Below are 25,543 nucleotides of genomic sequence, written 5' to 3' on the forward strand. Positions count from 1 at the left end.
TAAAAGTCCAAAAAACGACCGTACAAGCTGTACACACGGCATATCTTTATGTTGACCTCTTCTCAGGGAGCTCTTTATCGGTGGAGCTTTGTTGCAATTTAAGGTATACTGTCGCAGGGGATGACAAGCCCGAATGCACAATTTCAGCCATTTTTGATCATATTGCGATAGGAGTTTTTACATGAAAACACGTACAGGACGACAGCGCTACATTGCAGTTATGCTGTCTTCACTTATGATATGCGGAGCCTTGCTGTCCGCTTGCCAGGACGGTTCAGGATCAGAGGAGAATCAGAATCTGAACGCAGCAGGAAGTGCACAGCAAGAGTCGGATGGGACCACCGTTCATTTTACCGAGGATAACGGCGATGAAGGTAACACAGGTGGGGATGAGAGTTCATCTTCTGGCGATAGTAGTGAAGGTACGGATAGTAGTTCTGGCAATGCTTCAAATGGAGAAAATCAAGGATCTTCTGATGCAGGCAATGGAGCCACAGCAGATGATCCCCTGATGGAGAAACGCAGCATTAGCGCACTGCAAACGACCATTGATGCACAATCGGTAGTGACCAATGCACAGGCGATGACCGTTATCGTTAATAAACAGCGCAGCCTGCCTGAAGGGTACGAGCCGGATGATCTGGTGGAGCCGAACGTACCGTTCTCCTTCGACGGACCGCATGAGAAGCGTCATATGCGCAAGGAAGCTGCCGAGGCGCTGGAGAAGCTGTTTGCAGGTGCCAAGGCGGACGGCATTGAGCTTCGTGCGGTATCTGGCTATCGTTCTTATCAGCGTCAGGTGTCCATCTACAACAACAATGTCAAAACCAAAGGTCAAGAATACACGGATCGTGTAAGCTCTGTGCCAGGCCACAGCGAACATCAGACCGGACTTGCGATTGACGTTTCCAGTCCAAGTGTAGGCAATGCGCTGGAAGAGGTGTTTGGCACATCGAAAGAAGGCGAGTGGTTGGCCGAGCATGCAGCAGAATATGGGTATATTATCCGCTATCCGAAAGGTGAAGATCGTATAACAGGCTATGTGTATGAGCCATGGCATATCCGTTATGTTGGCACCGAGCTGGCCCCGGATGTTGTGAAAAGTGGCTTGACACTTGAAGAATACTTCGACGAGGCCAATATCAAGCTGTAAGTTAAGGGCCGCCTTACGTTTGCATACGAGAGTGCAATAGGATCAATATTCCGAAGTCCCTGAAAGATACTACTTACCGAGGTAAGTGGTGATCTTTCAGGGGCTTTTTTAATATATATGAAATTCAACCGATGAGAACCTTAATTTCCTTGTCCACATGGACAATAGACTGATATACTTCAGAGATTAATCAAGGGGTATGACAACGAAAGCGAGGGACAGCAGAATGAGCAAACAGCAGGTGTTTACGGGTTCTCCATGGGAGCCGCTTGTCGGATACTGCCGTGCCATCCGTGCAGGCAACCGGATTGAGGTGGCGGGGACAACGGCTATGCAGGACGGTGTTGTGGTTGGAGCAGGTGATCCATATGCACAGACGAGATTTATTTTGCAGACCATTGAAAATGCACTGAAAGAATTGGGAGCAGACATGTCTCATGTCGTAAGAACCCGCATGTTTGTAACCGACATTTCCCGGTGGGAAGAAGTGGGCAAGGCTCATGGTGAATTTTTTGGTCAGATCCAGCCTGTCGCCACGATGGTGGAGGTTCGTGCACTTATTGATCCTTTGTTGATGGTCGAGATCGAAGTGGAGGCCATTGTAGAAGCAGAAACTGGGGCTGAAGTTGAAGTTGATGCCGAAATAACAGAATAGATCCAATACGTACATTCGCGAAGAACTTTTTTGGACAGCAAGATATACATTGGAAGATGTAAAAAATGCGGGATAGAGAAATAACCTTACCCAACCTCAATGAAAGAGGATATGCGGGATAAGGTTATTTGTTCATTAACCATGTTTGATCCAGGGTTTTCTACAGATGAAGCAGGCCAGCTATTACTGGCTGTTTATTTCGCTTCGGATGGTGTTGCTGGTGCTTCCAGTACCACTTTCCAAGCGTTACCGATCGGCGGCAGACTGCGAGTCAGGACCGGGCTGTAAAATCCAATGACTTTGGCCCCTTTGGTCAGCTCTTCCGGTTTAACGGTTTCCCCTTTATGGTTCACCAGTTGTGTATCCTTGCCAATGTTAAGGATAACATGATCAGGTGCTGTCTCTGTCAGACGGGAACCGGAGATCTCGATCTGGGTGCCGTGATCTTCTATTGTTTTTACGTTTTCAATTGTACCTGCTGTACCCAGAACCTCTTTTGGTTGTGCTTGGGATTCAGAAGCTGCGGTATCCAGTACAGTGACCTTGTAGGTAGGTGTTTGCGGTGGCAAACTGAGGGTTGCAATCTCTGAATGCTCCGCTTCCACGTTCATGCCAAGGCTCAGATCGGTGAGTTTGATATCTTTGCCATCCGAGGATTTGAAAGTGGTATCCTCACCGACATTCAGTACGATCCCGTCTGTACCTGCACCGCCGATATGGATGGATTGATATTTGCCTTCGCTGTTGATTCCTGTAATGACACCACGCTCAGTAACGGTTTTCACGTCCTCTTCAAGAGAAATGTTAACCTGATTTCCTGTTGTTTTGACTTGACCGTGCAATACTTTTTCTGCAAAAGAAGCAGGTACAAATAGCTTGCCGTCCGTGATTTCGGGTGCTGTTCCCAGCGTAATCAGCATTTTGTTGACCGAATACTGGTCTTTGCCTGTGATGACGAGTGTCCAGAGGGTGTCTTTGGTCAGTTCAGCAGATTTGTTCTCCTTGTTCCATTTCAGTTCAATGCCAAGTGCCTCGGTGAGATCACGCAGTGCAATCATCGGTACTTGACCATCTTTATTCCAATAGCCGTCAGCCATGGATGCGCCATTCACAGATACTTTAACGGCTTCGAGGCCTTTGTTGTCAGCCGATACGGAAGTTGAGTTAATCGGTTGTGTACTGTCCAGAGTAGCTGCATATGCCGCTCCGCCGCTCAGGGCCAAGGACAGGACCATCAGGGCGCTTACTTTTTTCATGTTGTTGTTCATCGTTGATTTCATCCCTTCTAATCTTGGTTATATCGCGGTAAACTCCTAATTAGGGCCGCGTTTCATTCTTATAGACGGGACAACTTGATCAAGTGTTGCACTTGAATGTAATGAATGGAAGCAGTATGTCAGTTGTTTATTTATCATATCGGTCTGATTGCAGGTTACAGGCATCAGGATACGGTTAAGTTCCAGGTGAGCGGTACAACCTGTAATTCACTTTCCTGATGGTCTTGAAATGAATTCTTATGTGGTTGACAACATTCAATACAAGGAGGAACAGGTCAGATGAGTGATATGTTGGTTAAGCTTTACGATTTGCCGGAGCAAGAGAGTGGACTGAGAAAGTTGGAGGAATCCTCCATTATTATCCGAAGAGCCATCGCACCAGAGAAGCAGCTTGTGCTGGATTGGGTGAGATCCCATTTTAGCCAGGCGTGGGTGGATGAATGTGATGTGGCCTTTGCACGTCAACCCGTGTCTTGTTATATTGCACTTGAGCATGGCAAAATGATCGGGTTTGCCTGCTACGAGGCGACGTGTCGCAACTTCTTTGGTCCAACAGGTGTGGGTTCGGAGGCAAGGGGTAAAGGGGTGGGCACTGCTTTGCTCTTGGCCTGTATGCATGCCATGAAAGCAGATGGTTACGCTTACGCGATCATTGGATCGGCGGGACCGGTGGACTTTTATGCTCAGACATTGGGGGCCGTGAAGATCGAAAATTCAACACCAGGGATTTACAAAGGCATGCTCCGGGCAGACTAAACAATATCCATGTTCAGGAAAAGGAAGGGAGGACGAAGATGAGCACGAGCAAAATGCTGCATATTGGCATGATCGGCACGGGGTCCATCTCGGATCTTCATATGAGGTGTTATGCCAAAAACGAGAATGCCGTTATCTACGCCATCTGCGATCTGAACGAGCAACGTGCTACCGCAGCCGCACAGAAATATGATGCACAGTCAGTGTACACGGATTACCGGGAGATGCTGAAAGACCCGCATGTGGATGCCGTTAGTATTTGTACGTGGAACAATACCCATGCGGATTTTGCCATCGCTGCTCTGGAGGCAGGCAAACATGTGCTTCTGGAGAAGCCGGTAGCAACCAATGTGGAAGATGCGCTGCGAATCGAAGAGGCCGTGAAGAAGAGCGGGTGTACATTCATCGTGGGTTTTGTGCGTCGTTATGACAATAATATGCAGATGCTGCGCAGTTTCATTGATGCGGGTGAGTTTGGTGAACTCTATTATGCCAAAGCCTCTATCCTGCGGCGTTTGGGGAATCCCGGAGGATGGTTCGCGGACAAAAACCGTTCCGGGGGTGGTCCACTCATTGATCTGGGCGTACATATTATCGACCAATGCTGGTATCTGATGGGCAGACCGAAGCCTGTTTCGGTCAGTGGCAATACGTATCGGAAGCTGGGCAATCGTGCCCATATCGAACATCTTTCTTTTTACAAAGCCGCAGACTACAGCTCCGCAGTTAACAATGTGGAGGATATGGCGAATGCACTGATTCGCTTTGAGAATGGGGCCTCTCTGGCAGTAGATGTGAGTTTTACCCTGCATGCCCGCGGGGATGAATCTTCCGTTAAGCTGTACGGTGAGCGCGGGGGATTCGAGCTGGAACCCAAAACGCTAATCGTCACCGAGAAACACCATACGATTCTGAACATTGAACCCCAGACAGACTATACAGGTCTCGATATTCACGGTGCCTTCCAGAATCAGATTGATCACTTTGTGGATTGCTGTCTGAATGGTACCGAACCCATCAGTCCCATTGCGGATGGTGTGGCTTCGACAAGGATGCTGTGCGGCATCTACGAGTCAGCCGAAAAAGGTCAGGAGATTCGTCTGGACTGATATAGAGAGAGTTAATCTAACGTAGTATCAAAGGGTGTTGTTTCTCCATCTTATCTTTGGAGAGACAACACCCTTTGGTTATTTATTGATCGTGATCAGACAAGACGGATGTATGTTTACTTTTCAAAACCTTCCAACACGATTTTGCCGATCGCAGTGCCCGATTTACTTTTTTGGTAGGCTTCCAGCAGGTTAGCGGCATTAATTGGTTCAATCCGCTCTGCCATCGTTGTATGAATCTTGCCAGCCTCCACCAGATCTGCGATTTCATTAAGTAGATGATGCTGTTCAATCATATCATCTGTCTGGAACATCGGACGGGTGAACATCATTTCCCAAACGAGCGTTACACTTTTTGAGAATAACTTTTGAAGTCCGGCTGGTTTTTCCAAGGGCAGAATGGAGCAAATTTTCCCCTGCGGCAAAATAACGTCTGCCATCTGTTCCATATGCTCATCTATATGATTTAGCACGAAAATATATTGTACACCGGCGAGTCCGAGATCTTTAAGTTGTGGTCCAAATGGTTGATGATGGTTGATCACGTGGTCTGCTCCATTTGATATTGCCCAAGAGACCGATTCGGGACGAGAGGCAGTTGCTATAACTTTAAGTCCGGCCAACTTGGCTAATTGAGTAGCAATCGAACCGACGCCCCCCGCAGCCCCGATAATAAGCATACTGTTGCCTTCATTATCCGATGCATTCCTGGAAATGCCCAAGCGCTCGAAAAAGGCTTCTCCCGCCGTAAGGCTTGTCAGAGGTAAAGCTGCCGCTTGGGCGAAATCCAGATTTTTCGGCTTTCTGCCGACAATTCGTTCATCCACTAAATGAAACTCACTGTGCCCGCCTGGACGCATATTGCTCCCTGCATAATACACTTCGTCACCCACGTTGAACAAGTTGCAATCGGAGCCGATGTCCACGACCACTCCCGCTACATCACGACCAGGCACAGTCAGGGATAAATCGTCTGGATGTTTGGAAAGATGCGACCTCCAATCCGTCGGATTCACAGACACCGCCTTCACCTCAACAAGTAAATCCTGTCCTGTAGGTTTGGGTTTCTCCACTTCTACCTCCTGAAATGGCGGTATGTCAGTCTCTAGCCCAGGTTCGTAATATCCGAACGCTTTCATCGTGATTGGATTTCCCATCGCTATCGTTATCCTCCTCGCAGAAATAAGTTTATATATAAAAATATATATCATAATATTAAAAATAAATAGTAGTATCATTTTTGGTTTATAGTATCAATAATGATACTAATGGGGCTGAATCTGTAAAAAATAAAGACTTCCATCACTCCTGAAGCAGACAACTGGTCTGTCATAGGAGAGGAAGTCTTTGTAAAAAGAGTTCATTTATTCATCGGTGAATTCTCATATCCTGGATCATCGTAATCCGTGTCTTGCAGCCGGGAAAGCACATTCATACTTTCAATCGCCTGCCGGGTATCCGGAGTGCCGTGGTCATACAGAAAGGTGTACAGCAGCGTCATGCCATCCGAAAATTGTTCCGTAGCTTCATCATGATCAGCCGATTTGTAGGGAACCGGGGCTCGTTGCAGCGTATAGGCATCTTCATCCTCCAGCACTTTCATCAGGTCTTTCAGCCGGTTTAGCTGTTCATCGTCGACCATGACTTCAAATGGTGTTGATTCGTTCTTGGTCTGTTCAATGAGATTATGGGTTACCGATACATAGTAATGCTTTTTGCCGTCCTGCATAATCCAACCTCCATTCTAAAATGGAAAAAAGACGCTTCTACTGTTAATAAACAGCAGGAAGCGTCCTGAAACGAATGGCAATCGTTTACCTTCGTCTTACTCATCAAGGTGCTCGGTTACAACCGACCATCCATTGCCTTTGCCATCCAAAAGACTTTGTTCAAAAAAATCAATTCCATTAACTGTGATACTCACTGCAACCATTGCTGGTTCATTTTCTACGGGATCTACAACAATGAATCCTTTGTTCAATAAATATGTGATCGTTCTCTGTCTCTCTATGTGTGCATCCGGATAGAATCTTTTTTGGGGGACGATATAAGCAGGATTTTCAGTAAACCATATAGTATACAGTTCTTGTAATATGTCGAATCTTTCTTGTATCCGCTCTTTAATTACTGCTTCCAATTCCATAACTTACCTCTTCTGATTTGAGCAAAGGGGCTATCTCGAAAGGGATTTCCTCTTGCTTCAAGCGCTAACGAACCTACCGCACCCTAAAAGGCCGATTCTCAAGGATTGTAAATTTTAACGAACTTCAGTGACCTTATTTAGGTATAAAAAGGCTTTAGAAACTAGAATCGGCCAAAATCGATGAAATAAGGTCTCTGTGATTCGTTACAACTCAGCTTTGCGCAAATCGGAGCAAATAGCGTGTGTTAGTTTCGTTAGACAAAAAAACAAGAGGTGCCAACCTGCATTCACTCATGACTTACGGGACAGCTCTTCCTCAGATCGTCATAATGTTTAGTATAATGTGCATTGGTTATACGTGCTTGTTACCTTCCGAACCGCCCGGTTACGGGAACCTTACGGGTACTGGCCTCCATTGTGCCTGAACATAGCGGGCAGGGCGGAGGACCAGAGGTCGCCTTTTTGGATGACTTGGCAGAAGCACCATCCGGTTTCTGGCGTAGCCACGCTTTGCAGGTGGACGAGCTGCACTTCCAGATTGCCACGGTCTCCGTACGTTCAGCATCTCCTGAAGAATGCGACCCCGAACTGTTGGAGGACGAAGCAGCCTGACTTACACCTGTGGTGCTGAACGCCGTGTGATTGCGAATCACCCCGCTGCCGCGCCGCTCACTGAGACGATCCTCGTCTCGTTCATCGAGTACTTCAAAATCTCGCCGATCACTTTGACGGATCGCGCTGCGCTGATCTGCACTTCGTAGATCTGAACCACGCTGAACTGGACTCATTGCATCTCGTCCCTGCGGCCGCGAACCTGAACGGGCGTAAGCTGCATTTCCATTTCTAGTTCTACTCTCATTGCCGTTAGCTTTACCATTCGTGTTCCCGTTACCCTTCCAGTTGCTGCTACCACTGCCGTATGACGCATGATTTCCAGTCCGGCTGTCATCGCGGTTTTTGCGTTTGTCCGGTACCTCCATGCCAAAGGCTTCGAGTAGAAAACGGGAAACCTCGGCCGGTTTTCCGTGATGACTGGCGGGAGAAGTAACATATAAATACTGTTTGGCTCGTGTGATGGCTACATAAGCGAGCCGCCGTTCTTCTTCCAGAGCCATGTCCAGTTCTGCGTCCGTTTGCTGCACCGTAAGGGCAGCCTTCTGGTCTTCGGGAATATCCTGCCGCAGAGCTGTGCTGTGAGGCACGATTCCTTCGCTGGCTCCGATCCAATACACACATGGGAACTCAAGCCCTTTGGCACGATGGATGGTCATTAGTTGTACCGCGTCACTGTCCTGTGCACGGCGCAGCGATTCCATCTCTCGGTGTCTGCGGGAGAGTTCATCCGCAAACTGGATGAACTCTTCAACGGTCTCAAATTTTTTGGCGGCAGCTTCGAATTCGTCCAGTGTCTCCAGCATAGTCTCCTTGTAATGGGTAAAGATGCTTGGATCACCGCTCTCCATATACTTGTCGTAGAACTGGCGGCGCATTTCCTGGATGGCAATAACCGGCTTCAGTTTCGTTAGTGATTTGATCAGTTTGATGCGTTCCTTAACCTGTTCCTGCTGGAAAGGTTTCAGCTTGTCCCATTTGGCCAGATGGATGAGTGGATATTTCTTCGCCTGTTGCTGTTCACTATGCTGAATCCACTCCAGACCGGCGTCCCGGGACACATAAAGGGGTCCAAGTGCGCTCGGCAGAGCTTCCATGGCGCGTGGATTTAGCGACAGACGCATATGATCCATCAGCGGTCTGATCAGCGACTGATCATAGAAGACCGGCGAAGCCCCATGTTGTACAAAAGGTACATTCTTCAGAACAAGTTGCTCAAATATCGCTCGGCTGCTGCTGGCTGTCCGGTGGAGAATCGCAATATCTCGATAAGTGTGCAACCCTTCCTCCACCTGTTGACACAGCTGGTTCACGACCCAAGCAGCTTCTTCCTCGGCATTGGAGGGGGTTGCAAACCGGGGGGCGTCCCCGCGGTGTCCAGCTGCCCGCAGCCGTTTGTCGCGTCTGCGTTTGTTCCGGGCAACCAGTTCGCTGCCCAGTCCCAGAATACGCGCATCACTGCGGTAGTTGATATCCAGCGTCACGATACGTGCACCAGGGTAAACTTTATCGAATTCCAGTATGGATTCCTGGCGCGCTCCATTAAACGTATAGATCGTCTGGTCGTCGTCTCCCACTACCATGAGATTGCGATGGGCTGCAGCCAGTTTTTGTACAATCTCATATTGCAGACCGTTGGTATCCTGGAACTCATCAACCATGATGTATTGAAAACGCTGCTGAAGCGGTTTAAGCACCGCAGGATCACGCAGCAGAGCGGCTGCGCGCAGCAAAATATCATCAAAATCCATTTTGCTCCGATCCCGCTTCCAGGCTTCATAACCAAGAAGAACACGCTTGGCATCGCGTTCTTCCTGAGATTTTTCGGGCAGATCGTTGGTTTCCGATCCTTGCATCTTCCAGGCAGACAGCATGGCCAGCAAACTCTCCGGTTGGAATGCCTCACTCATGCCATATTGGCGAAGAAGCATCTTGATGACAGTGTGCTGAGCCCGGGACTCGCCAAAAATCTCCTCCTGCACGCCGTAATGACGCAGCAGCGTCAGTGCAAAGGAGTGGAAGGTACGGGCCTGCACCGCTCTTGCGGCCGCGGGACGGATGCCAGGCAGTGCGGCAATACGGTCCTTCATCTCGGTAGCAGCTTTGTTGGTGAACGTCACCAGCAGGATGCTGCCGGCGTGAACCCCACTAACCTCCATTAGATAGCCGGCTCGTGCAGCGAGTACGGTTGTTTTGCCGCAGCCCGCTCCTGCGAGGGTCAGCAAGGGTCCCTTGCCATGGCGAACCGCGGAGATTTGGGGTCCGTTCAGCCGGATGCCCACCTCCTCCAGCGAGCGGAAATAAGGGGCATCCCGTTCATCGCTGCTCACAAGTTGCCTACTCGTCTCCAACGGAGCGGAAGGAGAGTTAGGCAAGGATGCCGCCGGGGTAACCCCAAGCGGACGGGGGTAAAACGTTGAGTTCGGACTTAACATGTTTCATCCACCTCTGTATGCATTCAGGGATAGGGACTATCCCGGTTCAAAAGTAATCCATTTGCCCTTTTCACAATCACATTGTAAATTGGTATGATAGAGTTAATTATCCAAGTAGGCGGATCAACAGGGCCAAAGCTTCATTATAACCGAACGTATGGTCCTGACGAAAGCCCCCGAATTCATCCAGCATCGGCAGAAAACGGGCAATCACGCAAGATTGCGCAACTTTTTGGCATGATATCGTATAAGTTATATACTGGAGCATCATCTGATTATGCAGAATGCTTAACAATGAAACATTCAAAATGATATGGGTTTTGACGGGACCGAGGAGGAGATTTCATGAAATTGCTTCAGCGAATTAAAAACGGAGCGAACAAAGCAACAGAGCGTGCTCAACACGCTGTTGAAATTGGGAAATTGAATAACCAGATTGTGGGCTTGCAACAGGAGCAGGAAGTCCATTTTACAGATATGGGTCGAATCTTCTATGAGGGTTATCGGGCACAGGACATGACGCGTGCGGAAAAAGAGATGGTTGATCTGTCACGGTTATGCGACGAGCTGCAGGATGAGATCGATGGTCTGCGCAACAAAATTGCAGAGCTCAAAAATGAGCGGTTATGCGAGTGCGGACACGTCGCTTCACTGGATGCCAACTTCTGTCCGAAATGCGGACGCAAGTTGGGAGAATTCAAGCCTGCAGCAGCTTCTGTGGGAGCCACAAGTGCGGCGAGACAGGAAGCGGCTGTAGCCCAAAGCCCGGAGCGGCCAGCTTACGATGCGCCAATGGAAGAGGAGTTGGAGGAAGCTGAGCCGTATCATACGGTAATTCCGTCCATCGCGGACCTGGAGACTGAATCGGAATATAACAGCACGGAGTTTACCCAGGAAGAAAAGGAAGCGTTCGATGCAGAGTGGGAGCGCCGCCGGGATGAAGAAATGCAGCGGGAGCGTGAACGTCAGCAGGAACTGGATGAGCGCATTCGGTACTGGAAAGAAAATAACCCAATTGTGAATACAGTCGACGTACAAACCGAAGTGCCACGTGAAATGGTCAATTGTCAGATTTGTGCAGCTGAGCTGCCCAAAGGTTCAAAATGGTGCCCGCGCTGCGGTGCTGAGCAGATCTGATGCAGTAGAAGCGCTGTTACATTCAAAGTGTGAGGCAGCGCTGGTTGCTGACAGCATGGGGGGACGGGAATATGGACCAACTGCTGCATCATTTGCGTCACCTCGGGTTTACCGAGATGGAATCTAAAATTATGGTAGAACTTGCCCGGCAAGGGTCAGCCTCGGGGTATGAGGTTGCCAAACGTCTGGGCGTGTCCCGTTCCAATGTATATAGCGCCCTGCAACGTCTGGAACAGCGGGGATTCCTGCGATGCAGCCCAGGAGAGCCTGCGAAGTACAGTGTGCTGAAGCCTGACGAGATGACAAGCATGATCTCTGGGCAGATGCGTGCCTCGCTGGAGTATGTACAGAGCAGTATGCCGCAGCATGAGCCGGAAAAGCCAGTCTTTTACAACATTGAAGGCGACAAAAATGTATTTGAGAACCTAAGCCGTGAACTGGCTGAGGCCCAACATGAGATCGTGGTGGATGTATGGCGTGAGGAAGCGGAATTGCTGCATGATGACTTGCGGCGCGCGGAAGATCGGGGTGTGCGTCTGTTATGGTCATGTGATGGTGGAGAAGGCATGATGGACCAACCCGCTCCCTGGCCAGGCCTGCCTCTGTACGGTACCGGGAATGGCCGAAAGTTCTCCCTCGTAATTGATCGCCGCTGGAGCATGTTAGGGATGCGCGGAGAATCCTGTGCGACTCAGGCGCTGGTGACAGAACATCCCGTCATGACCGGACTCCTGCTGAACCATTTTGCACAGGAACTGGTGTTGTATGAACTGGAGCAGGACATGGGTGAGGAGCTGGAGGAACGTTATGGACATCGGTACAAAAACCTCTCCGCTCGTTATTGGTCGGTTCCCTCGAAAGGTGATCAGGAGGCCTGAGCACTGGTGCTGAATCATCCTCAACCTGCATACGCACGTATCCTAAACAGAACCAGGTTTCCTATTTTCAATACATGCTTAAACGAAGCAGGCGCTGTCATGAGACAGACGCCTGTTTATGCTGCTTGAACCGAAGCAGTGATGTTCATCACAGCAAATGTTCCCTGCTAAGTTAATGTAATAGAGGTATGAAGTCTTGCTATTTTCGAGAAAATGAAGCTATGAACGTAACTTGAGCATAGGCAGAATGGGATCAGTCTTTGGGCACATGATATAACGCCTCAAGGACATCCATATAATATGCTGTACCGTGTGGTACAAATTCGGAGGCTCGAATCGGACGTTGTTGAATGGACAGGGGAACTGGATTATCCGTTGTCTGATGTACATGATGTACATGATCCGGCCCCACTGACTGGGCCGCCTTCACTCCAGCAGCATGAATGACGTCTGTTTCACCTCGAAACAAGGCGAGCAGATCATCTAGGGGTACTTCGAACAAGCTGTCGACTTCACTTGCTTGCAAGGTATAGGCTTCGAGAGGCTGGTTCAGGCAAAGTCCATACACGGAACTGAATTCCCGGTCGATAAAGGGTACACCTCGCACTTCCCCCTGTAACTGCTGCTTTGCAGTCATCAGGTAGGTCAATGTTTCAAAAGGTGTCTGCACACCCAACTCTTCCTCCAGTTCACGACTGGCTTCATGCAGCTGTTCGCCGGCAGTGAGGTGTCCTGCAGCTGTAATGTCGTAACATCCAGGGAAGGTATCCTTGATCTCCCGTCGTCGCTGAAAAAGAACCAAACGTTGCTCGCCTTCGTCGCGCACGATCCAGCAGTGAAATGAACGATGCCAGAATCCTTTGGCATGAACCACACTGCGCAGCTCGGTACCTATCCAATTTTGCTGATGGTCATAAATATCGAAACGTTCTGGGGTCATGAAACGTATCTCCTTATATAGCAAGTTTTAAAGTTCAAAATTTCACAAAGTATGCTTTAAACGAAAGGGGAACGATTGTATGGAATGCATTGTACACTTTCAGGTCATTTATCCGCAACCTCAGGAGCGCAAAAATCTTAGAGGGTTGATTATAGTAGGGCAGGGTCAAGAGCCAGCCAATAGCCAGTTAACGACGATGTTCAAGGATATGGGCTTCAACGTACGTCTGGAAGACGAGAGCCAATTGTTGTTCAAACCCGTGGATGCTTCAATGAATTTTGAGTATATCCGGGTAACCGAGCTGGATACCGGGGAAGAAGTTTATAAAGAGGATAAGGATTTGAAGTCGATTTTGGAGCACTTGTTGCCACGTCGTTTCTAGTTTTAAGCAGGCACCTGTAGGTGTGAAATAGGAAAGGCCCCACCTTTACGGTGAGACCTTTCAAGTGTTTTTTACATAACACTAAGATAATTAAGGATAATACCCGTTGTCTTCAATCGATGCTAAGCAGAAATTTAGTTCTTTGATAGCTTGAAGCGTGGAAACGATTAAGCCGTTGCACCGTTTCCTTCTGCTTCAAGCTCTGAAGTGCAGTGCGAACAGCGGGTAGCGGCAGCCGGAATCTCGGACAGACAGTATTTGCAGGCCTTGGTGGTTTTTTGTGGCTCGGGCTTTTTGTGTTCTTTGCTTTTAATGTAATTGATACCTTTGACAAGCATGAAAATACAGAAAGCAACGATAATGAAATCAATCATGACGTTGATGAACTGCCCGTAAGCAATTACGGTTGCGCCAGCTTCGTTGGCTTGTGCTAATGTGTTGATTTCCTGCCCACTGGCGGTTCTCATATCCCAATCCAGATTGAAAATTTTCTGACTGAAATCAACCCCTCCAAGCAGCTTACCAACCGGTGGCATGATGATATCATTCACGAGGGATGTGACGATTTTACCAAAAGCAGCCCCGATAATGACACCGACTGCCAGGTCGATGACGTTGCCGCGTACAGCAAATTCTTTGAATTCCTTAAGTACACCTTTCATGTTCAGCAAATCTCCTTTGACGAATAAATTCATAACACAAGCGGCGTTTCCATCCATTCTCCGTTCGGACACACGCTTCCGCCCTCATATTGTACATAAAAAACACGTGGCAATCACCCCCCTGAATGCAAATTAAGACAAGTTTCCGCAATTTCCATGAAAATACTTCTTTATTTCACAGCGCTGATTCGGTATACTTCTAACATTATCAGTTACGTTCACACTTTTATATTCAGGTTCGCGATCATACATTGTAACGAATCATGGAGCTTAAAAATTTAATATGCCGACTCGTATATGTGCAGGAATAGGCCTGCATGTTTCTACCCGATCACCGGAATGATCGGACTACGGGAAAGATTCTGCAACGTTTTTAAGGTATGGAGAGAGATGATTCTCGGGCCGTGTGTCTGAAAAAGGATATTCAGGCAGCTTTAGTTCCCTTCCTGGATAGGGAGGTCAGAGGTTTGCTCCGAGTTATCCAGTTATCATGCTCTTCCATTACGCTACGCTTGCAGTATCCATGCGGCTTGTCCACATACGTACAAGTCCGTCTTTTCCCGTCTCCGGTTCTTCCGCAGCGTGTGAAAAGGCGGGCTTTTTGTTTTTTTACGCCTTGGAGATGGGAGGGCATGCGGACATCTGCTTTGGAGGGCATACAGGGGGAAGAATGACATGCAATTGTTAAAAGACAAGGTAAGACAGGAAGGGATTGTCCTGTCCGAGCAGGTGCTCAAAGTGGATTCATTCCTGAACCACCAGATGGACCCGGTTCTGATGAAGGAGGTCGGCAAGGAGTTTATCCGCCGCTTCGAAGGAGAGAACATTACTCGTGTGCTGACGATTGAGTCGTCAGGGATTGCACCCGGGATCATGACTGCGCTGGAACTGAATGTCCCCCTTATTTTTGCACGCAAACAGAAGTCGCTCACGCTCACAGAGGATATTCTGGTTGAGAAAGTGTACTCCTTCACCAAGCAGGAGACCAATGAAATTACCGTCGCCAAGAAGTTCATGCAGCCCGGTGACCGCGTATTGATCATTGATGATTTCCTGGCCAATGGCGAGGCGGCATTTGGTCTGGCCCGCATAGTGGAGCAAGTCGGTGCAGAAGTGGTTGGGATTGGCATCGTTATTGAGAAGGCATTCCAGCCGGGAGGCCGCTTGCTGAAAGAAGCAGGATACCGGGTGGAATCGCTGGTTCGCATCGGGGCGCTGTCCGACGGACAGGTCACGTTTGCGGACGAGGAGGTCACGATCTAATATGGCACGCGAACGTATTTTTCAGCGGCATCGGCATCCGATCAAAACGTTCTCTTTGGGTCTCCAGCATGTGCTGGCGATGTATGCAGGAGCCGTTGTTGTTCCGCTTATCGTCAGCAAGGCACTTGGTTTTACGCAGGAGCAGTTGACCTATCTGATTGCGATTGACCTGCTAGCTTGTGGTGTGGCAACATTGCTGCAAGTCTGGGGCAACCGCTTCTTCGGGGTTGGGCTGCCGGTCATGCTGGGTTGTGCATTCCAGGCGGTATCTCCGATGATCCTGATCGGTATCAACAGTGGAGTATCTGCCATTTATGGTGCGATCATTGCATCGGGAATATTCGTCGTCCTGTTTTCAGGGATTTTTGGCAAATTGATTCGGCTCTTTCCGCCAGTCGTGACCGGTTCGGTCGTAACTATTATTGGTCTGACCCTGATTCCGGTAGCATTCAATGATCTGGGTGGCGGTCAAGGGGCTGAGGATTTTGGCAGCGGTGTTCATCTTCTGCTCGGGTTCGGTGTCCTGGTGTTTATCATTCTGATGACGCGGTTCACTACAGGATTCATTCGTTCAATCTCGGTCCTGATCGGGCTTCTCGTGGGTACGGTGGCGGCCGGGTTTATGGGCGAAGTTAACTTTGCACCCATTCGTGAAGCGAGCTGGTTCCATGTCGTGAAGCCGTTTTACTTTGGCACACCAACGTTTGAGATTGTTCCGATCCTGACCATGATTCTGGTCGCCATTGTCAGCGTGGCGGAATCTACAGGTGTATTTATGGCTCTAGGCAAAATTTTGGACAAAGATCTGTCCTCCAAGGATCTGGCGCGTGGTTATCGTGCAGAAGGGCTCGCCATTGTGCTGGGTGGTATTTTCAACTCATTCCCTTACACCACTTACTCGCAAAATGTAGGGCTTGTACAGATGACTCGCGTGAAAACACGGGATGTTATTGTTGTAGCGGGTGGACTGCTTGTCGTTATCGGATTTGTACCGAAAATTGCCGCATTGGCACAGCTGGTACCAGGTTCGGTGCTGGGCGGAGCGATGGTGGCGTTGTTCGGCATGGTGGTGTCATCCGGTATTCGTATTCTCGGAAGCCAGGTAGATCTGAACCGTCATGAGAATCTGTTCATCATCGCTTGCTCTGTAGGTATGGGACTGGGTGTAACGGTTGTACCTCAACTGTTCGCAGGTGCACCGGACTGGGCACAAATTATGCTCGGTAACGGAATTATTGCGGGAAGTTTTACGGCCATTTTCATGAATTTGCTCTTTAATGGTCTGGGTTCTCAAGCAGCGGCTGACCAAATGGCTGAACGCCAAGCGGATGTGATCCTTGGAGAAAATGGCAAGTCTGCGTAACATATAATGTTATGAAATCGGGGTTGTTATTGCCTTCAACATGTATGTTATGTTAATTGTATATGTTTCATGGAATGAATCATAAATGAAGTGAAATAAAATGGCATACGACATGAACTATTTAGGGGTTGAATCACTTATCCTGTGAATAGCTAACACCGGAAACTCTTGCTCGGGAGAGCAGATATCCGGTGTTTTTTTGTGTTTTCAGATCGAAAACAAAACAAGGATTATGTTGACTCACGGGATGAATTACTTTTGAATCGAACTCGCATCTGTTACAGATGCCGCATCTGTTTCTCTGCAAAGTCTCCGACCCATGGCAGCTTCAGCCATTTGCCTTGCAGACTGGTGACCACCATGAGAAGCCAGACTACCACACCGAGGAGGGACAACAGCGATGCCAGCAGTGGCCCGAACAGCGGGAGGAATGCACATAGCACATGACCAACCATGATGATGCCAAATACCGTGACAGATTGAAGTGCATGAAACAGAACGAAACGGCTGCGTTTCTCTACAGCGAGAAAGACGATTCCGCCTACAAAAGTGAACAGATAACAGAGCATGCCGGCAATATTTTCATCCAGACCGCTTGATGATTTCATGGGGGACATCCGGTCCAGCCTCCTTTGTCCTTTTTATATAAGATATGAAGGAGGTGGACAGAACTGAACCGGTTTGATCAAGGAATGTTCCAGATGGACAAAAGAGAAGGTGATACTCAATTAGGTAAGCACAACGTGAGACTATGGATTCATTTGAGAATTGAAGTGCGTATATACACATCCAATTTGAGACTTTCTACATATTCAAAATATTCCATAAAATTCCGAATTATATAAATACAATTATAAAGGGTAAACCATTAATTAATTTGAGATGCAAGGAGGCCTATTCATGAATATATCCGCAACAACATACGGTCAGGTTCGGGTAACACCTTACGAAATCGTTCGCCTTCAGACTCTTGAAGTGAATAAAACGATGAACGGCCATGCGCGAATGAGAATGACGGCAGTGATACCGGAAGCTCGTAAAGACAGCTATGTCCAGGCAACAACATCCCAAACCGATATTAAAGTGAAAATTACCGATGACGATGGACATGAGAAGGTGTTTTTCTCCGGCGTGGTACTACATGTGAAAGTGAACGTCATTAACGATGTACATACACTTATGGTTGACGCTGTATCCCATACCTACCTGCTGGATGTAAAGGTGCACAAGCGTTCCTTCCAAAACCCTAATCTGTCCTACAAGAATTTGGTACGCAAGATTATTTCTCCCTATGAAGGTTCAGATGTCATTGACTTTGCTACAGACGGCCGTAAGATCGGAGATTTTGTGATGCAGTATGAGGAAACAGATTGGCAATTTATCAAAAGGATGGCTTCCCATTTCTACACGGGAGTTGTTCCGGATACAGCTTCGGGTAAGCCAAAGTTTTATTTTGGCTTACCCGAAGGCCAGTATAAGGGAGAATTGCAAGCATCCCATTACACAGCAACCAAACGAATTGCCGACTATCGATCTGCCAAGGAAAACAAAGTACCGGGTGTCAAAGATCCGGATTATATCGTATACGAAGCGGACAGCAGGCAATGGTTCGAAGTAGGGAATGAAGTAGAGTTTAAATCCAAAAAGTGGATTGTAGGTGAGGCGAAGACCCGATTCATCGATAGTTTGCTAAATCATACATATTCCTTATTCCCGGCAGAGGGGCTTCGTTATAAGAAGAGCTACAATACTTCCATTATTGGCGCTTCTATTCAGGCTTCGGTTCTTCAAGTCAAGGGGGACAAAGTTCGTGCCAAGCTGGATATGGATGAGCAGCAGGATGAGAGCACGGCCTATTTCTTTCCCTATTCAACGATTTATGCTTCCGAGAACAATACAGGCTGGTACTGCATGCCTGAAGTGAATGACAGCATCCGTATTTATTTTCCGAGCAAAAAAGAGGAAGATGGCATCGCCATAAGCTCTGTAAAAAGGCAAGATCCTGAGATTGTACCGGCTGTACCGAAGCAGGTTTCAACCGCATCATCAGCGGTTGGAAAGGGTGGTGCTTCAGGACAGTCTGGGGGAAGTTCAAGTGGGAGCAATCGAAATAGTTCAGGCGCAAGTGTAGGCGGAGGAACATCAAGTGCGGCCAGCAGAGTAGCCCCACCCCCGGTGCCCGAAGATCGAATGGGCAATCCGGACATCAAGACATTCCGAACCAAGTATGGGAAAGAGATCATGCTGGCTCCAGACAAAATTGTGATCTCGGCGGGTGGAATGTATATCACGGTCAGTGACGAGAATGGCATCGAGATTGTAAGCGATCAGAATGTCAGTATTACAGCGGGTCAGGATGTCGTCATGTCTGGACAAACCATTCGAATCGCAGGCGAGAAGGTTGAGTTAACCGGAAAGGGCAATACCATCACTTTGGAAGAAGAGTTGAAGATGCACGGGGCGGAGATCAAGATGAATTAGCCAAGAGTGGTAGAAAGGAAGAGATATGAACAAAGCGGAAGCGATCGCACATTTGCAGCAGGAAACATTGGAACCTGTACTTCAGGATCATCTCTCAAGCCTCCGGGTGTACATTATGGAACATCAAAACTCGTTAATTCAATCTTTCGTAGAGTCTATGCGGCAACTCTGTTTAAAAGCAGAGTTGGCACAACAGGAACTCGGGAAAGAACCAATCTCAATTCTTCATTGTTCCATGTTGAGAACATCAATATTGGAAGGGAGCTACATCTGCTTATTGGAAGCGTACTCCGATCAATGGTATTGGGATGAGGTAGAGTGTTTGCATACATATGATGCGACGTGGGCATTCCAGTCGTTGTCTTCGTTAGAAGAGCTTCTTCATATCGAAATGAGACGTTATGGGGGTGTACTTAATGCTTCTGACGCGGAACGGATGATGTTGCAGTCTGCGGGTCGTTTCAATGCCTATGTCACTGCGATTGCACGTTTGGCTGTTCCTCATATGTTGAACTTGAAAGAGATGGAACGCCTGCACCGTGGGGATCAGTTTCAGATCAGGGTAGGTGAATACAAGGACTGGAGTGAGCCTGTGTATGTCAGGGACTATCGGTATAGGGATATTCAGAATATTCGCAAGAAATTGACGTTAGCAGAAGGGCTGGAATGTGCCTATGCAGACTATACGTCACTATCCTTGACAGAGGGACTATTTGATCACGTTGATATCAGGTATTCCGATTTCAGTCTTGCTGATCTGAGCAAGAGCGACTTAAGAGGTGCTGTATTGATTGGGACCAGATGGGAACAAAGCGACCTGAGTGGGGCTGACCTCGGAGGGGCGCTACTCATGGATGCTGTGTTCCGGGAATGCAGTCTTAGTGGAGCCAACCTATGTGATGTCAGTGATGGAGCGAGTATGGAATTCCAGGAAGGTGTTCTTGGTCTTCAGGGAATCTGTTTTGCAGGAGCCAATCTGGAAGGCGCCGACCTCAGGGGAGCACAGCTATTCCATGCTGATTTCCAGGGGGCTAGGCTGACTCAGGCACAGATATGGCTTCATGACCGTGAGAGGTATACACATGTTTTGAGTGAAGAGCAGATTGAATCAATACGCTGGGTTGTCTCCCATGAGAAAGAGGAAGAGTTATGATCCCACGATTTTATGAACTGACCGAGGATCATCGGATATTGAATCCGTTTAGGCCCCCTGCACTACAAACCAGTTTTGATGAGTTGCCCATTTCATCCGTCATGATGATTGAACGCAAACTGAATGAAGAGCCGACCGATTGGATAAGTAGGCCTTCATATTTTGTCACTGATCGCATGAAGCGGCTGATGGAGATGGTCGATGAAGCACTGTTATTCAAATCGATCACCTTCATCGATCAAGGTAGCGGGGAACAGCTGAACTACTGGGCGTGTCATATCCCTGCTGTGTTGGCTTTGTCTGATAATAGTCTGTTATATCCAAATGGTTCAATACAGCAACTGTTATTACAGAGCGAGAGAGTAAGAGATCAACGCATATTTACATTGGAGGGTGTAAGAGGGAGTGGTGTAATCGTTCGTCTTGATGTAGCGGAAAGTATGCTTCGCAGAGGTTTGAGCGGCTTTGTTTTGCGAAAGGTGGATCTGGAATGAACCAATATGGTGATGAGATGCTGCTGAAAATGGATCGGGATTTCCGTTTGGCGAAGCGCATTCAGGAAGCCGAAGCGTCAAGTGGTGAGCTGATGACGCAGGAAGAGGTTACATACGGAGTACGACAGGGTCTGATCGAGATGGAAGAAGAAAGCATCACGTTGAACAACCACCGGATCTGGGAGGGTGAATTGATCATTCCTCTACCGGATGATCTGGTCCAGGTTCCCCGAGGCAAAATAAAGGAGGGCAGAAACAGCCATGAACGAGATGAGGCCATGTGGATCGATGAGCAAAAGGGTATCAGCTTAGGGCTATCTAGATCTTCTCATCCATTGCACGTGAGCCAGATTGAGAGAATGGGCAGTGTCATCACAGATCAGATGCGAACGCTCAAAAAGGATACGCAATGGTTACATGAGGAGACGGTACAAGGAGATAGCCTGATTGTCTTCTATGGAGAATCCATTCAACCCTCAACCTTGGGAATGGCGTACGACATTGTGTTCGTTACATCGGTAAAAGGAAGAGCGGTCACAGGAAATGTTCGTTTTCCGGTTGAGCGGCTTCATCTATGGCGACTTCTAACAAGGGCGATATTCACATGCGCCCAGATGAGTGAAAACGGAAATGAACCAATCGATTTATTAACATAGGAGGGGATTGGAATGCTGCTACCCATGCTGTTCAAAGCTTTGATGTCAGGAGGTTTCGGTGGTGAATTTACCTATGTGGTCAGAGGTGCCGAGATTTCCTGTAGTCAGGGGTCAGATCCGGGTGTACTGAACCTGCCTCTTTCCCACGGCATCTATATCAAGGAACAGCCTGTATTGAACATTGCGGACGTGATTCCACTGGCTAACGTCGGACGATGCGGGTTTTGCAAAATGGATGGCGCCCTCTGCGAACCAGATACGTTCTTCAATAAATGGAGTCAGGGCAAGGAGGACGTGCTGGTGGAAGGTGAGGCTGCTCTGCTTAGTCGATCTGAACTGATATGCCGAAAAGGCGGGATTATCAAGATTGAGGTCGATGGTCAGTTGTAAGATGCAGACGGATAAGAAAGGGGGAACACTGTGCAGACATTGGAAAAATCAACTCTAACTTATGGGGATATCCATGTCCATTGGCCGTATGGCAAGATACGCCTGGATAAGCTGGAATTGATCCAGCAAGCAGGGGCCCATGCCCGGTTATCCTTCAGTGGATGGGTCGATGAAGAATGGGAAGAGACCATTATCCAGAAAGCTGGAAGTCACGATCGAGTCGGATTCATCCAGATGGATGAAACCGGAAGGGAGCTGCCCCTGTTCAAGGGACAACTCCATGAGATCAAAGTCGAAGCCACCAGAGGGATCGTATATGTGATGGCTGTAGTCATCTCACATACCTATGAACTGGATGCCTTACAGAGAACGAAATCCTATCAGAACGATAAGCTGCGTTATTTGGACATTGTTAATCGTGTTATGAAGGGTTATCCTGAAGGAGACTATATTGATTTTGCCTTTGATGAGACAAAGACGGGCGCTTTTATTATGCAGTATCAGGAGACCGACTGGAGCTTTCTGAAACGGCTCGCTTCTCATCTGGGAGCAGATCTGGTGCCGGATGTGACTGCACACAAGCCCAGGTTCTGGATTGGATATCCTGAGGGCAGAGGGGCATTTGAGCTGAAAGTCATCCCTTTTGAGAAGAGTCGTAATATTGAGCGTTTTTTACATACCGAAGCCCAGGGAAAACATGCGGTAACCGAGGAGGAGTATACAACGTATACCTTCCATCTGGGGCAGGAGCTTCAATTGGGGGATGAAGTATCCTCTGATGGCCATACCTACAACATAACCTCTCGCCAGGCGATGCTGGAACGGGGCTTGCTACAGTGGAAATATACATGTGCATTGCCAGCATCGCATCCACTGCCCAGACAGCTTCAAACGATGATCACGGGTGCTGCTATCGAAGGGAAAATCATTGATGTGAAACGTAACCAGGTGAAGGTTCATCTGGATATGGATGAGGGTCAGCAGGCCGGAGAGGCACGCTGGTTCCCGTATGCCGCGGAAGGCAGTCAAGTATGGTACATGATGCCCGAACCCGGAGCGAAGGTGAAACTGTATTTCCCAAGTGCAGAAGAAGATGAAGCCATGGTGATGCAGTCGGTTCGTCAGGAACCAACGGAAGCGGGACATGTGGAGAAGAGCGGCAAAGTGATGCAAGACCCGGGTGTAAAGTCTTTTGGTAACCCGCAGGGGAAATCGTTCACCCTTGGCGACAGCGAACTTGTCATGAACGCCCAAGAGGGTGCTTTGTATATCTCGATGGCTGCGGGTAACGGGGTTACATTGAATAGCACAACCCACGTGCAGATCCAATGCATGGGTGACTTAAACATCAGCGGGGCTAGCGTTAGTCTGGAGGGTACAGAAGGTCTGTACATTCAGACGATGACAGATCATGTGGAACTTGTGGAAGAGGTTAATGGAAAGAGTGAGAATGTAGTACTGGAAGCTGAGATCCATCGTTCCTTTGACATGATTCAGTCAGCGTTCGACCAGAGTCTGGCCAGTATGGGGGAGAGCGCGCTGAAGGAAGCGCGGCTGAAGCGAAACTGGGATGCACGTGAAAAGGGAAAACGAGATGGAGTAATCGAAGAGGGCAAAAGCCTGCTCAGTATGGTAGGCGATGTGGCTGACCTCGCATTTACAGGCATTGTCGGGGGTGACAATGCCCAAGGATTATACAGCTGGGTGAAGGGAGAACAAGTTGGATCGTTAACGGAGCGGAATGCTACGGTACAGGGAACGATCACGGGCGTAAATAACGTCATCGATTACACGGGAGACCTGGTCACGGGTCAGAAATCAGGGGAAGAGATCTGGCAAGATGTATCCGGCGCGGGAAAAGCGTATGCCAAACCGTTCATGGACCTGAAAAGCGAAGACAACCGCACGATGCTGACCATGAAGGAACAAGAGAGTTACGACGCTGGTCGGAACGATGTCAACGCTGCGGTACGGGTTGTTGATACGGTAACGGCTGTAGCTGGTGGAGCATCACTGGTCAAAAATGGGGTCAAGGTGCTCAAGGGGGGTGGCAAGAAGTCTGGCCATGCAGATGGAGATGGAGCCAAGGGCGGTGTCCCGCATGGTCATGGAGATAGTCCAGATGGAACCTCAGGCGGGGCCATGAAGGATGGCAAGCTCAAGACCAATGCGGCATTAATGCCTTCCTCTCTCGCAGAGCTGGGAGAACGAATCAGCCAGGCCTTGGGCAACATGACCGCAGGCGCAGCAGCCAGCGTTCCATGGCGAGTTCAGCGGGTGAGGCTGAGCAACGGCCAGACCGTGCCTGTGATTGTGAAGAATGACCATCATATGTTCTCGGATTCAGGTGGGAATCGTGGAAAAGGCAGTGATTCTGGGAGTTCGAAGGGATCTCCGAGCACTTCTCATGTGGATTCGAGAGAGAGTAGTGCGCCATCGAAAGGAACCGTTTCTAAAGAGTCGACTAAGACGCCTTCAAACGTTACGCCGGTTAAGCCGAAGGATGCATCTAAACCTAAAGATGCTCCGTCATCGAAAGAGGGAACTAAGGCCAGGGATGGGGATACTGAGGGGACGGGGAAAATTGGTGAGGGTGGTAGCCAGGCTGATGATATTTTACGAGATGGAAGCCATATAGTAGATGGGGAGCTAAAGCCAAATGTAACATATAAAACAGGTGAATATGAATATATCTACAAAACTGATAGTAAGGGAAGGCTTGAAAAATTTACTGCTGACGATTTAAAATTAACTGAGAGGGATAGCAGATTACCTCATGATCCAGATACTCCAGGCAAAGAGCCGGGCGACCATGCAGGGCATTTGGCAGGGGATAGATTTGGTGGTTCACCAGAAATTGACAACCTTGTTTCACAACTAAGCAATGTGAATTTAAGCCAATATAAGAAAATTGAGAATCAATGGGCTAATGCGATTAAAGAAGGGAAAAAAGTAAAAGTAAATGTTGAAGTGAAATATGACGGAGACAGTATACGCCCATCTAAATTTAATGTACAGTATGAAATTGATGGAGAAGCTTTCTCAAAGAGTATATTAAATTAAGAAAGGCAGGTTACTATGAGCAAAGTATTTGAAGATATTTTTAGTGAACTTCAAGCTGATATGGTCTCCATTTGTTTAGAGTATGTTCACAAAAGAGCCGAAAAAATATATATTTATTGTTCATTTGAAGAAAGAGTTATTTCTAGTGATTTTTTCTATTTTATTAATGGTAGGCTTGTAAAGAAACACAAACTTAACGATGCATTAGATGATAGTTATGGTCTTCTATATGACATATCAGTCGAAAGACAAAAAGGCGCTCTGAATATTATTAACGATGATATTGAAAAGATATATAGATTATGCGACGAACACAAAAGAGAAATGCCAACCGAAATAAAATTGGTATATGATGTTACAAAAAATAGCCTTAAAGCAGAATATAAATATGAGTTGGTTTATTCAAATGACCCTGTAAAAACCGCAGACGACATTGCGAAGGAATGGTTCGAGCAAATTAAAGAGGAACATAGCGAGTAAGGTGATTTTTCATCCACTGTAAATGATGCAAAACTATGAGCATCTTTTGAAATAGTGAGAA

The 25,543-nt window shown here is 48.0% G+C and carries 24 protein-coding genes and 1 riboswitch; of the genes, 16 read left to right on the plus strand and 8 right to left on the minus strand.

Annotated features, from left to right (window positions below; translation table 11 throughout):
• The first annotated feature begins 181 nt into the window (after positions 1-181).
• Together ACFTRD_RS25460 and ACFTRD_RS25465 are read left to right on the plus strand one after the other, a co-directional pair.
• On the plus strand, positions 182-1,153 hold the full coding sequence (locus ACFTRD_RS25460) for a M15 family metallopeptidase (protein WP_379384907.1): 972 nt from the start codon (positions 182-184) through the stop codon (positions 1,151-1,153).
• Positions 1,154-1,379: 226 nt separating this feature from the next.
• Complete coding sequence (locus tag ACFTRD_RS25465; protein WP_379384909.1) at positions 1,380-1,808, plus strand: RidA family protein; 429 nt, start codon at positions 1,380-1,382, stop codon at positions 1,806-1,808.
• A gap of 194 nt (positions 1,809-2,002) precedes the next feature.
• Here the strand turns inward: ACFTRD_RS25465 and ACFTRD_RS25470 are convergent, their stop codons facing one another.
• Entirely contained in the window at positions 2,003-3,076 is a 1,074-nt protein-coding gene (locus ACFTRD_RS25470; RefSeq protein ID WP_379384911.1) for a copper amine oxidase N-terminal domain-containing protein, read from the minus strand.
• Positions 3,077-3,364: 288 nt separating this feature from the next.
• Here ACFTRD_RS25470 and ACFTRD_RS25475 point away from each other — a divergent pair, with 288 nt between their 5' ends.
• Complete coding sequence (locus tag ACFTRD_RS25475) at positions 3,365-3,841, plus strand: GNAT family N-acetyltransferase (RefSeq protein WP_379384913.1); 477 nt, start codon at positions 3,365-3,367, stop codon at positions 3,839-3,841.
• 38 nt (positions 3,842-3,879) lie between these two features.
• On the plus strand, positions 3,880-4,950 hold the full coding sequence (locus tag ACFTRD_RS25480; RefSeq protein ID WP_379384915.1) for a Gfo/Idh/MocA family protein: 1,071 nt from the start codon (positions 3,880-3,882) through the stop codon (positions 4,948-4,950).
• A gap of 116 nt (positions 4,951-5,066) precedes the next feature.
• Here ACFTRD_RS25480 and ACFTRD_RS25485 read toward each other — a convergent pair whose 3' ends face one another.
• The 4 genes from ACFTRD_RS25485 to ACFTRD_RS25500 form a co-directional block, all read right to left on the minus strand.
• Positions 5,067-6,107, minus strand: coding sequence for a zinc-binding alcohol dehydrogenase family protein (locus ACFTRD_RS25485; protein ID WP_379384917.1), 1,041 nt, complete (start codon positions 6,105-6,107; stop codon positions 5,067-5,069).
• A 203-nt stretch (positions 6,108-6,310) separates the two neighbouring features.
• Positions 6,311-6,679 carry a hypothetical protein gene (locus ACFTRD_RS25490; protein ID WP_379384919.1) on the minus strand — a complete coding sequence of 123 codons (369 nt, stop codon included), beginning with the start codon at positions 6,677-6,679 and terminating at the stop codon, positions 6,311-6,313.
• Between the two features lie 96 nt (positions 6,680-6,775).
• Positions 6,776-7,093 (minus strand): hypothetical protein, encoded by a 318-nt coding sequence (locus tag ACFTRD_RS25495; RefSeq protein WP_379384921.1) that lies wholly within the window; start codon positions 7,091-7,093, stop codon positions 6,776-6,778.
• A gap of 365 nt (positions 7,094-7,458) precedes the next feature.
• Positions 7,459-10,140: a UvrD-helicase domain-containing protein gene (locus tag ACFTRD_RS25500; protein ID WP_379384923.1), complete on the minus strand. Its 2,682-nt coding sequence runs from the start codon at positions 10,138-10,140 to the stop codon at positions 7,459-7,461.
• A gap of 345 nt (positions 10,141-10,485) precedes the next feature.
• Between ACFTRD_RS25500 and ACFTRD_RS25505 the strand changes: the two genes are divergently transcribed.
• Positions 10,486-11,277, plus strand: coding sequence for a zinc ribbon domain-containing protein (locus ACFTRD_RS25505; RefSeq protein WP_192262889.1), 792 nt, complete (start codon positions 10,486-10,488; stop codon positions 11,275-11,277).
• Positions 11,278-11,348: 71 nt separating this feature from the next.
• Positions 11,349-12,155: a TrmB family transcriptional regulator gene (locus tag ACFTRD_RS25510; protein ID WP_379384925.1), complete on the plus strand. Its 807-nt coding sequence runs from the start codon at positions 11,349-11,351 to the stop codon at positions 12,153-12,155.
• A gap of 253 nt (positions 12,156-12,408) precedes the next feature.
• On the opposite strand, the gene ACFTRD_RS25515 is transcribed toward ACFTRD_RS25510, so the two are convergent.
• The gene (locus tag ACFTRD_RS25515) at positions 12,409-13,095 is read right to left on the minus strand and encodes an NUDIX hydrolase (RefSeq protein WP_379384927.1); all 687 of its coding nucleotides are present in this window, start codon (positions 13,093-13,095) and stop codon (positions 12,409-12,411) included.
• 79 nt (positions 13,096-13,174) lie between these two features.
• Here ACFTRD_RS25515 and ACFTRD_RS25520 point away from each other — a divergent pair, with 79 nt between their 5' ends.
• Entirely contained in the window at positions 13,175-13,477 is a 303-nt protein-coding gene (locus ACFTRD_RS25520) for a hypothetical protein (RefSeq protein WP_062326304.1), read from the plus strand.
• 167 nt (positions 13,478-13,644) lie between these two features.
• Here the strand turns inward: ACFTRD_RS25520 and mscL are convergent, their stop codons facing one another.
• Positions 13,645-14,145, minus strand: a complete 501-nt coding sequence (gene mscL / locus ACFTRD_RS25525; protein ID WP_379385247.1) for a large conductance mechanosensitive channel protein MscL — start codon at positions 14,143-14,145, stop codon at positions 13,645-13,647.
• Positions 14,146-14,410: 265 nt separating this feature from the next.
• A riboswitch (purine riboswitch) is annotated at positions 14,411-14,510 on the plus strand.
• 304 nt (positions 14,511-14,814) lie between these two features.
• Here mscL and ACFTRD_RS25530 point away from each other — a divergent pair.
• Together ACFTRD_RS25530 and ACFTRD_RS25535 are read left to right on the plus strand one after the other, a co-directional pair.
• The gene (locus ACFTRD_RS25530) at positions 14,815-15,402 is read left to right on the plus strand and encodes a xanthine phosphoribosyltransferase (RefSeq protein WP_062326302.1); all 588 of its coding nucleotides are present in this window, start codon (positions 14,815-14,817) and stop codon (positions 15,400-15,402) included.
• 1 nt (position 15,403) lies between these two features.
• The gene (locus ACFTRD_RS25535) at positions 15,404-16,765 is read left to right on the plus strand and encodes a nucleobase:cation symporter-2 family protein (protein ID WP_192262897.1); all 1,362 of its coding nucleotides are present in this window, start codon (positions 15,404-15,406) and stop codon (positions 16,763-16,765) included.
• Between the two features lie 278 nt (positions 16,766-17,043).
• Here ACFTRD_RS25535 and ACFTRD_RS25540 read toward each other — a convergent pair whose 3' ends face one another.
• The gene (locus ACFTRD_RS25540; protein WP_079348816.1) at positions 17,044-17,382 is read right to left on the minus strand and encodes a DUF4870 domain-containing protein; all 339 of its coding nucleotides are present in this window, start codon (positions 17,380-17,382) and stop codon (positions 17,044-17,046) included.
• Positions 17,383-17,665: 283 nt separating this feature from the next.
• Here ACFTRD_RS25540 and ACFTRD_RS25545 point away from each other — a divergent pair, with 283 nt between their 5' ends.
• Genes ACFTRD_RS25545 through ACFTRD_RS25575 form a run of 7 tightly spaced genes read left to right on the plus strand, consistent with a single transcriptional unit; the run spans position 17,666 to position 25,482 of the window.
• Positions 17,666-19,246: a hypothetical protein gene (locus ACFTRD_RS25545; RefSeq protein WP_379384931.1), complete on the plus strand. Its 1,581-nt coding sequence runs from the start codon at positions 17,666-17,668 to the stop codon at positions 19,244-19,246.
• A gap of 25 nt (positions 19,247-19,271) precedes the next feature.
• A complete protein-coding gene (locus ACFTRD_RS25550; RefSeq protein ID WP_379384933.1) occupies positions 19,272-20,399 on the plus strand; it encodes a pentapeptide repeat-containing protein in 1,128 nt (375 codons plus the stop codon).
• Positions 20,396-20,893 carry an imm11 family protein gene (locus ACFTRD_RS25555; protein ID WP_379384935.1) on the plus strand — a complete coding sequence of 166 codons (498 nt, stop codon included), beginning with the start codon at positions 20,396-20,398 and terminating at the stop codon, positions 20,891-20,893. Before ACFTRD_RS25550 ends, ACFTRD_RS25555 begins: the two co-directional genes overlap by 4 nt.
• Positions 20,890-21,549, plus strand: coding sequence for a hypothetical protein (locus ACFTRD_RS25560; protein ID WP_379384937.1), 660 nt, complete (start codon positions 20,890-20,892; stop codon positions 21,547-21,549). The genes ACFTRD_RS25555 and ACFTRD_RS25560 overlap by 4 nt, the downstream gene beginning before the upstream one ends.
• 12 nt (positions 21,550-21,561) lie before the next feature.
• Positions 21,562-21,939 (plus strand): DUF4280 domain-containing protein, encoded by a 378-nt coding sequence (locus tag ACFTRD_RS25565; RefSeq protein ID WP_064642503.1) that lies wholly within the window; start codon positions 21,562-21,564, stop codon positions 21,937-21,939.
• A 30-nt stretch (positions 21,940-21,969) separates the two neighbouring features.
• Entirely contained in the window at positions 21,970-25,002 is a 3,033-nt protein-coding gene (locus ACFTRD_RS25570) for a DNA/RNA non-specific endonuclease (RefSeq protein WP_379384939.1), read from the plus strand.
• Positions 25,003-25,017: 15 nt separating this feature from the next.
• Positions 25,018-25,482: a DUF600 domain-containing protein gene (locus ACFTRD_RS25575; RefSeq protein ID WP_247900587.1), complete on the plus strand. Its 465-nt coding sequence runs from the start codon at positions 25,018-25,020 to the stop codon at positions 25,480-25,482.
• Positions 25,483-25,543 lie beyond the last annotated feature (61 nt).

The organism is Paenibacillus sp. NPDC056933 (genome assembly GCF_042674385.1).
In the GTDB taxonomy this organism is placed as follows: Bacteria; Bacillota; Bacilli; order Paenibacillales; family Paenibacillaceae; genus Paenibacillus.

Bases quoted from the DNA above. Each gene is read 5' to 3' on its own strand.
- ACFTRD_RS25460 (WP_379384907.1), top strand. From the start codon at position 182: ATGAAAACACGTACAGGACGACAGCGCTACATTGCAGTTATGCTGTCT.
- ACFTRD_RS25465 (WP_379384909.1), top strand. From the start codon at position 1,380: ATGAGCAAACAGCAGGTGTTTACGGGTTCTCCATGGGAGCCGCTTGTC.
- ACFTRD_RS25470 (WP_379384911.1), bottom strand. From the start codon at position 3,076: ATGAACAACAACATGAAAAAAGTAAGCGCCCTGATGGTCCTGTCCTTG.
- ACFTRD_RS25475 (WP_379384913.1), top strand. From the start codon at position 3,365: ATGAGTGATATGTTGGTTAAGCTTTACGATTTGCCGGAGCAAGAGAGT.
- ACFTRD_RS25480 (WP_379384915.1), top strand. From the start codon at position 3,880: ATGAGCACGAGCAAAATGCTGCATATTGGCATGATCGGCACGGGGTCC.
- ACFTRD_RS25485 (WP_379384917.1), bottom strand. From the start codon at position 6,107: ATGGGAAATCCAATCACGATGAAAGCGTTCGGATATTACGAACCTGGG.
- ACFTRD_RS25490 (WP_379384919.1), bottom strand. From the start codon at position 6,679: ATGCAGGACGGCAAAAAGCATTACTATGTATCGGTAACCCATAATCTC.
- ACFTRD_RS25495 (WP_379384921.1), bottom strand. From the start codon at position 7,093: ATGGAATTGGAAGCAGTAATTAAAGAGCGGATACAAGAAAGATTCGAC.
- ACFTRD_RS25500 (WP_379384923.1), bottom strand. From the start codon at position 10,140: ATGTTAAGTCCGAACTCAACGTTTTACCCCCGTCCGCTTGGGGTTACC.
- ACFTRD_RS25505 (WP_192262889.1), top strand. From the start codon at position 10,486: ATGAAATTGCTTCAGCGAATTAAAAACGGAGCGAACAAAGCAACAGAG.
- ACFTRD_RS25510 (WP_379384925.1), top strand. From the start codon at position 11,349: ATGGACCAACTGCTGCATCATTTGCGTCACCTCGGGTTTACCGAGATG.
- ACFTRD_RS25515 (WP_379384927.1), bottom strand. From the start codon at position 13,095: ATGACCCCAGAACGTTTCGATATTTATGACCATCAGCAAAATTGGATA.
- ACFTRD_RS25520 (WP_062326304.1), top strand. From the start codon at position 13,175: ATGGAATGCATTGTACACTTTCAGGTCATTTATCCGCAACCTCAGGAG.
- ACFTRD_RS25530 (WP_062326302.1), top strand. From the start codon at position 14,815: ATGCAATTGTTAAAAGACAAGGTAAGACAGGAAGGGATTGTCCTGTCC.
- ACFTRD_RS25535 (WP_192262897.1), top strand. From the start codon at position 15,404: ATGGCACGCGAACGTATTTTTCAGCGGCATCGGCATCCGATCAAAACG.
- ACFTRD_RS25540 (WP_079348816.1), bottom strand. From the start codon at position 17,382: ATGTCCCCCATGAAATCATCAAGCGGTCTGGATGAAAATATTGCCGGC.
- ACFTRD_RS25545 (WP_379384931.1), top strand. From the start codon at position 17,666: ATGAATATATCCGCAACAACATACGGTCAGGTTCGGGTAACACCTTAC.
- ACFTRD_RS25550 (WP_379384933.1), top strand. From the start codon at position 19,272: ATGAACAAAGCGGAAGCGATCGCACATTTGCAGCAGGAAACATTGGAA.
- ACFTRD_RS25555 (WP_379384935.1), top strand. From the start codon at position 20,396: ATGATCCCACGATTTTATGAACTGACCGAGGATCATCGGATATTGAAT.
- ACFTRD_RS25560 (WP_379384937.1), top strand. From the start codon at position 20,890: ATGAACCAATATGGTGATGAGATGCTGCTGAAAATGGATCGGGATTTC.
- ACFTRD_RS25565 (WP_064642503.1), top strand. From the start codon at position 21,562: ATGCTGCTACCCATGCTGTTCAAAGCTTTGATGTCAGGAGGTTTCGGT.
- ACFTRD_RS25575 (WP_247900587.1), top strand. From the start codon at position 25,018: ATGAGCAAAGTATTTGAAGATATTTTTAGTGAACTTCAAGCTGATATG.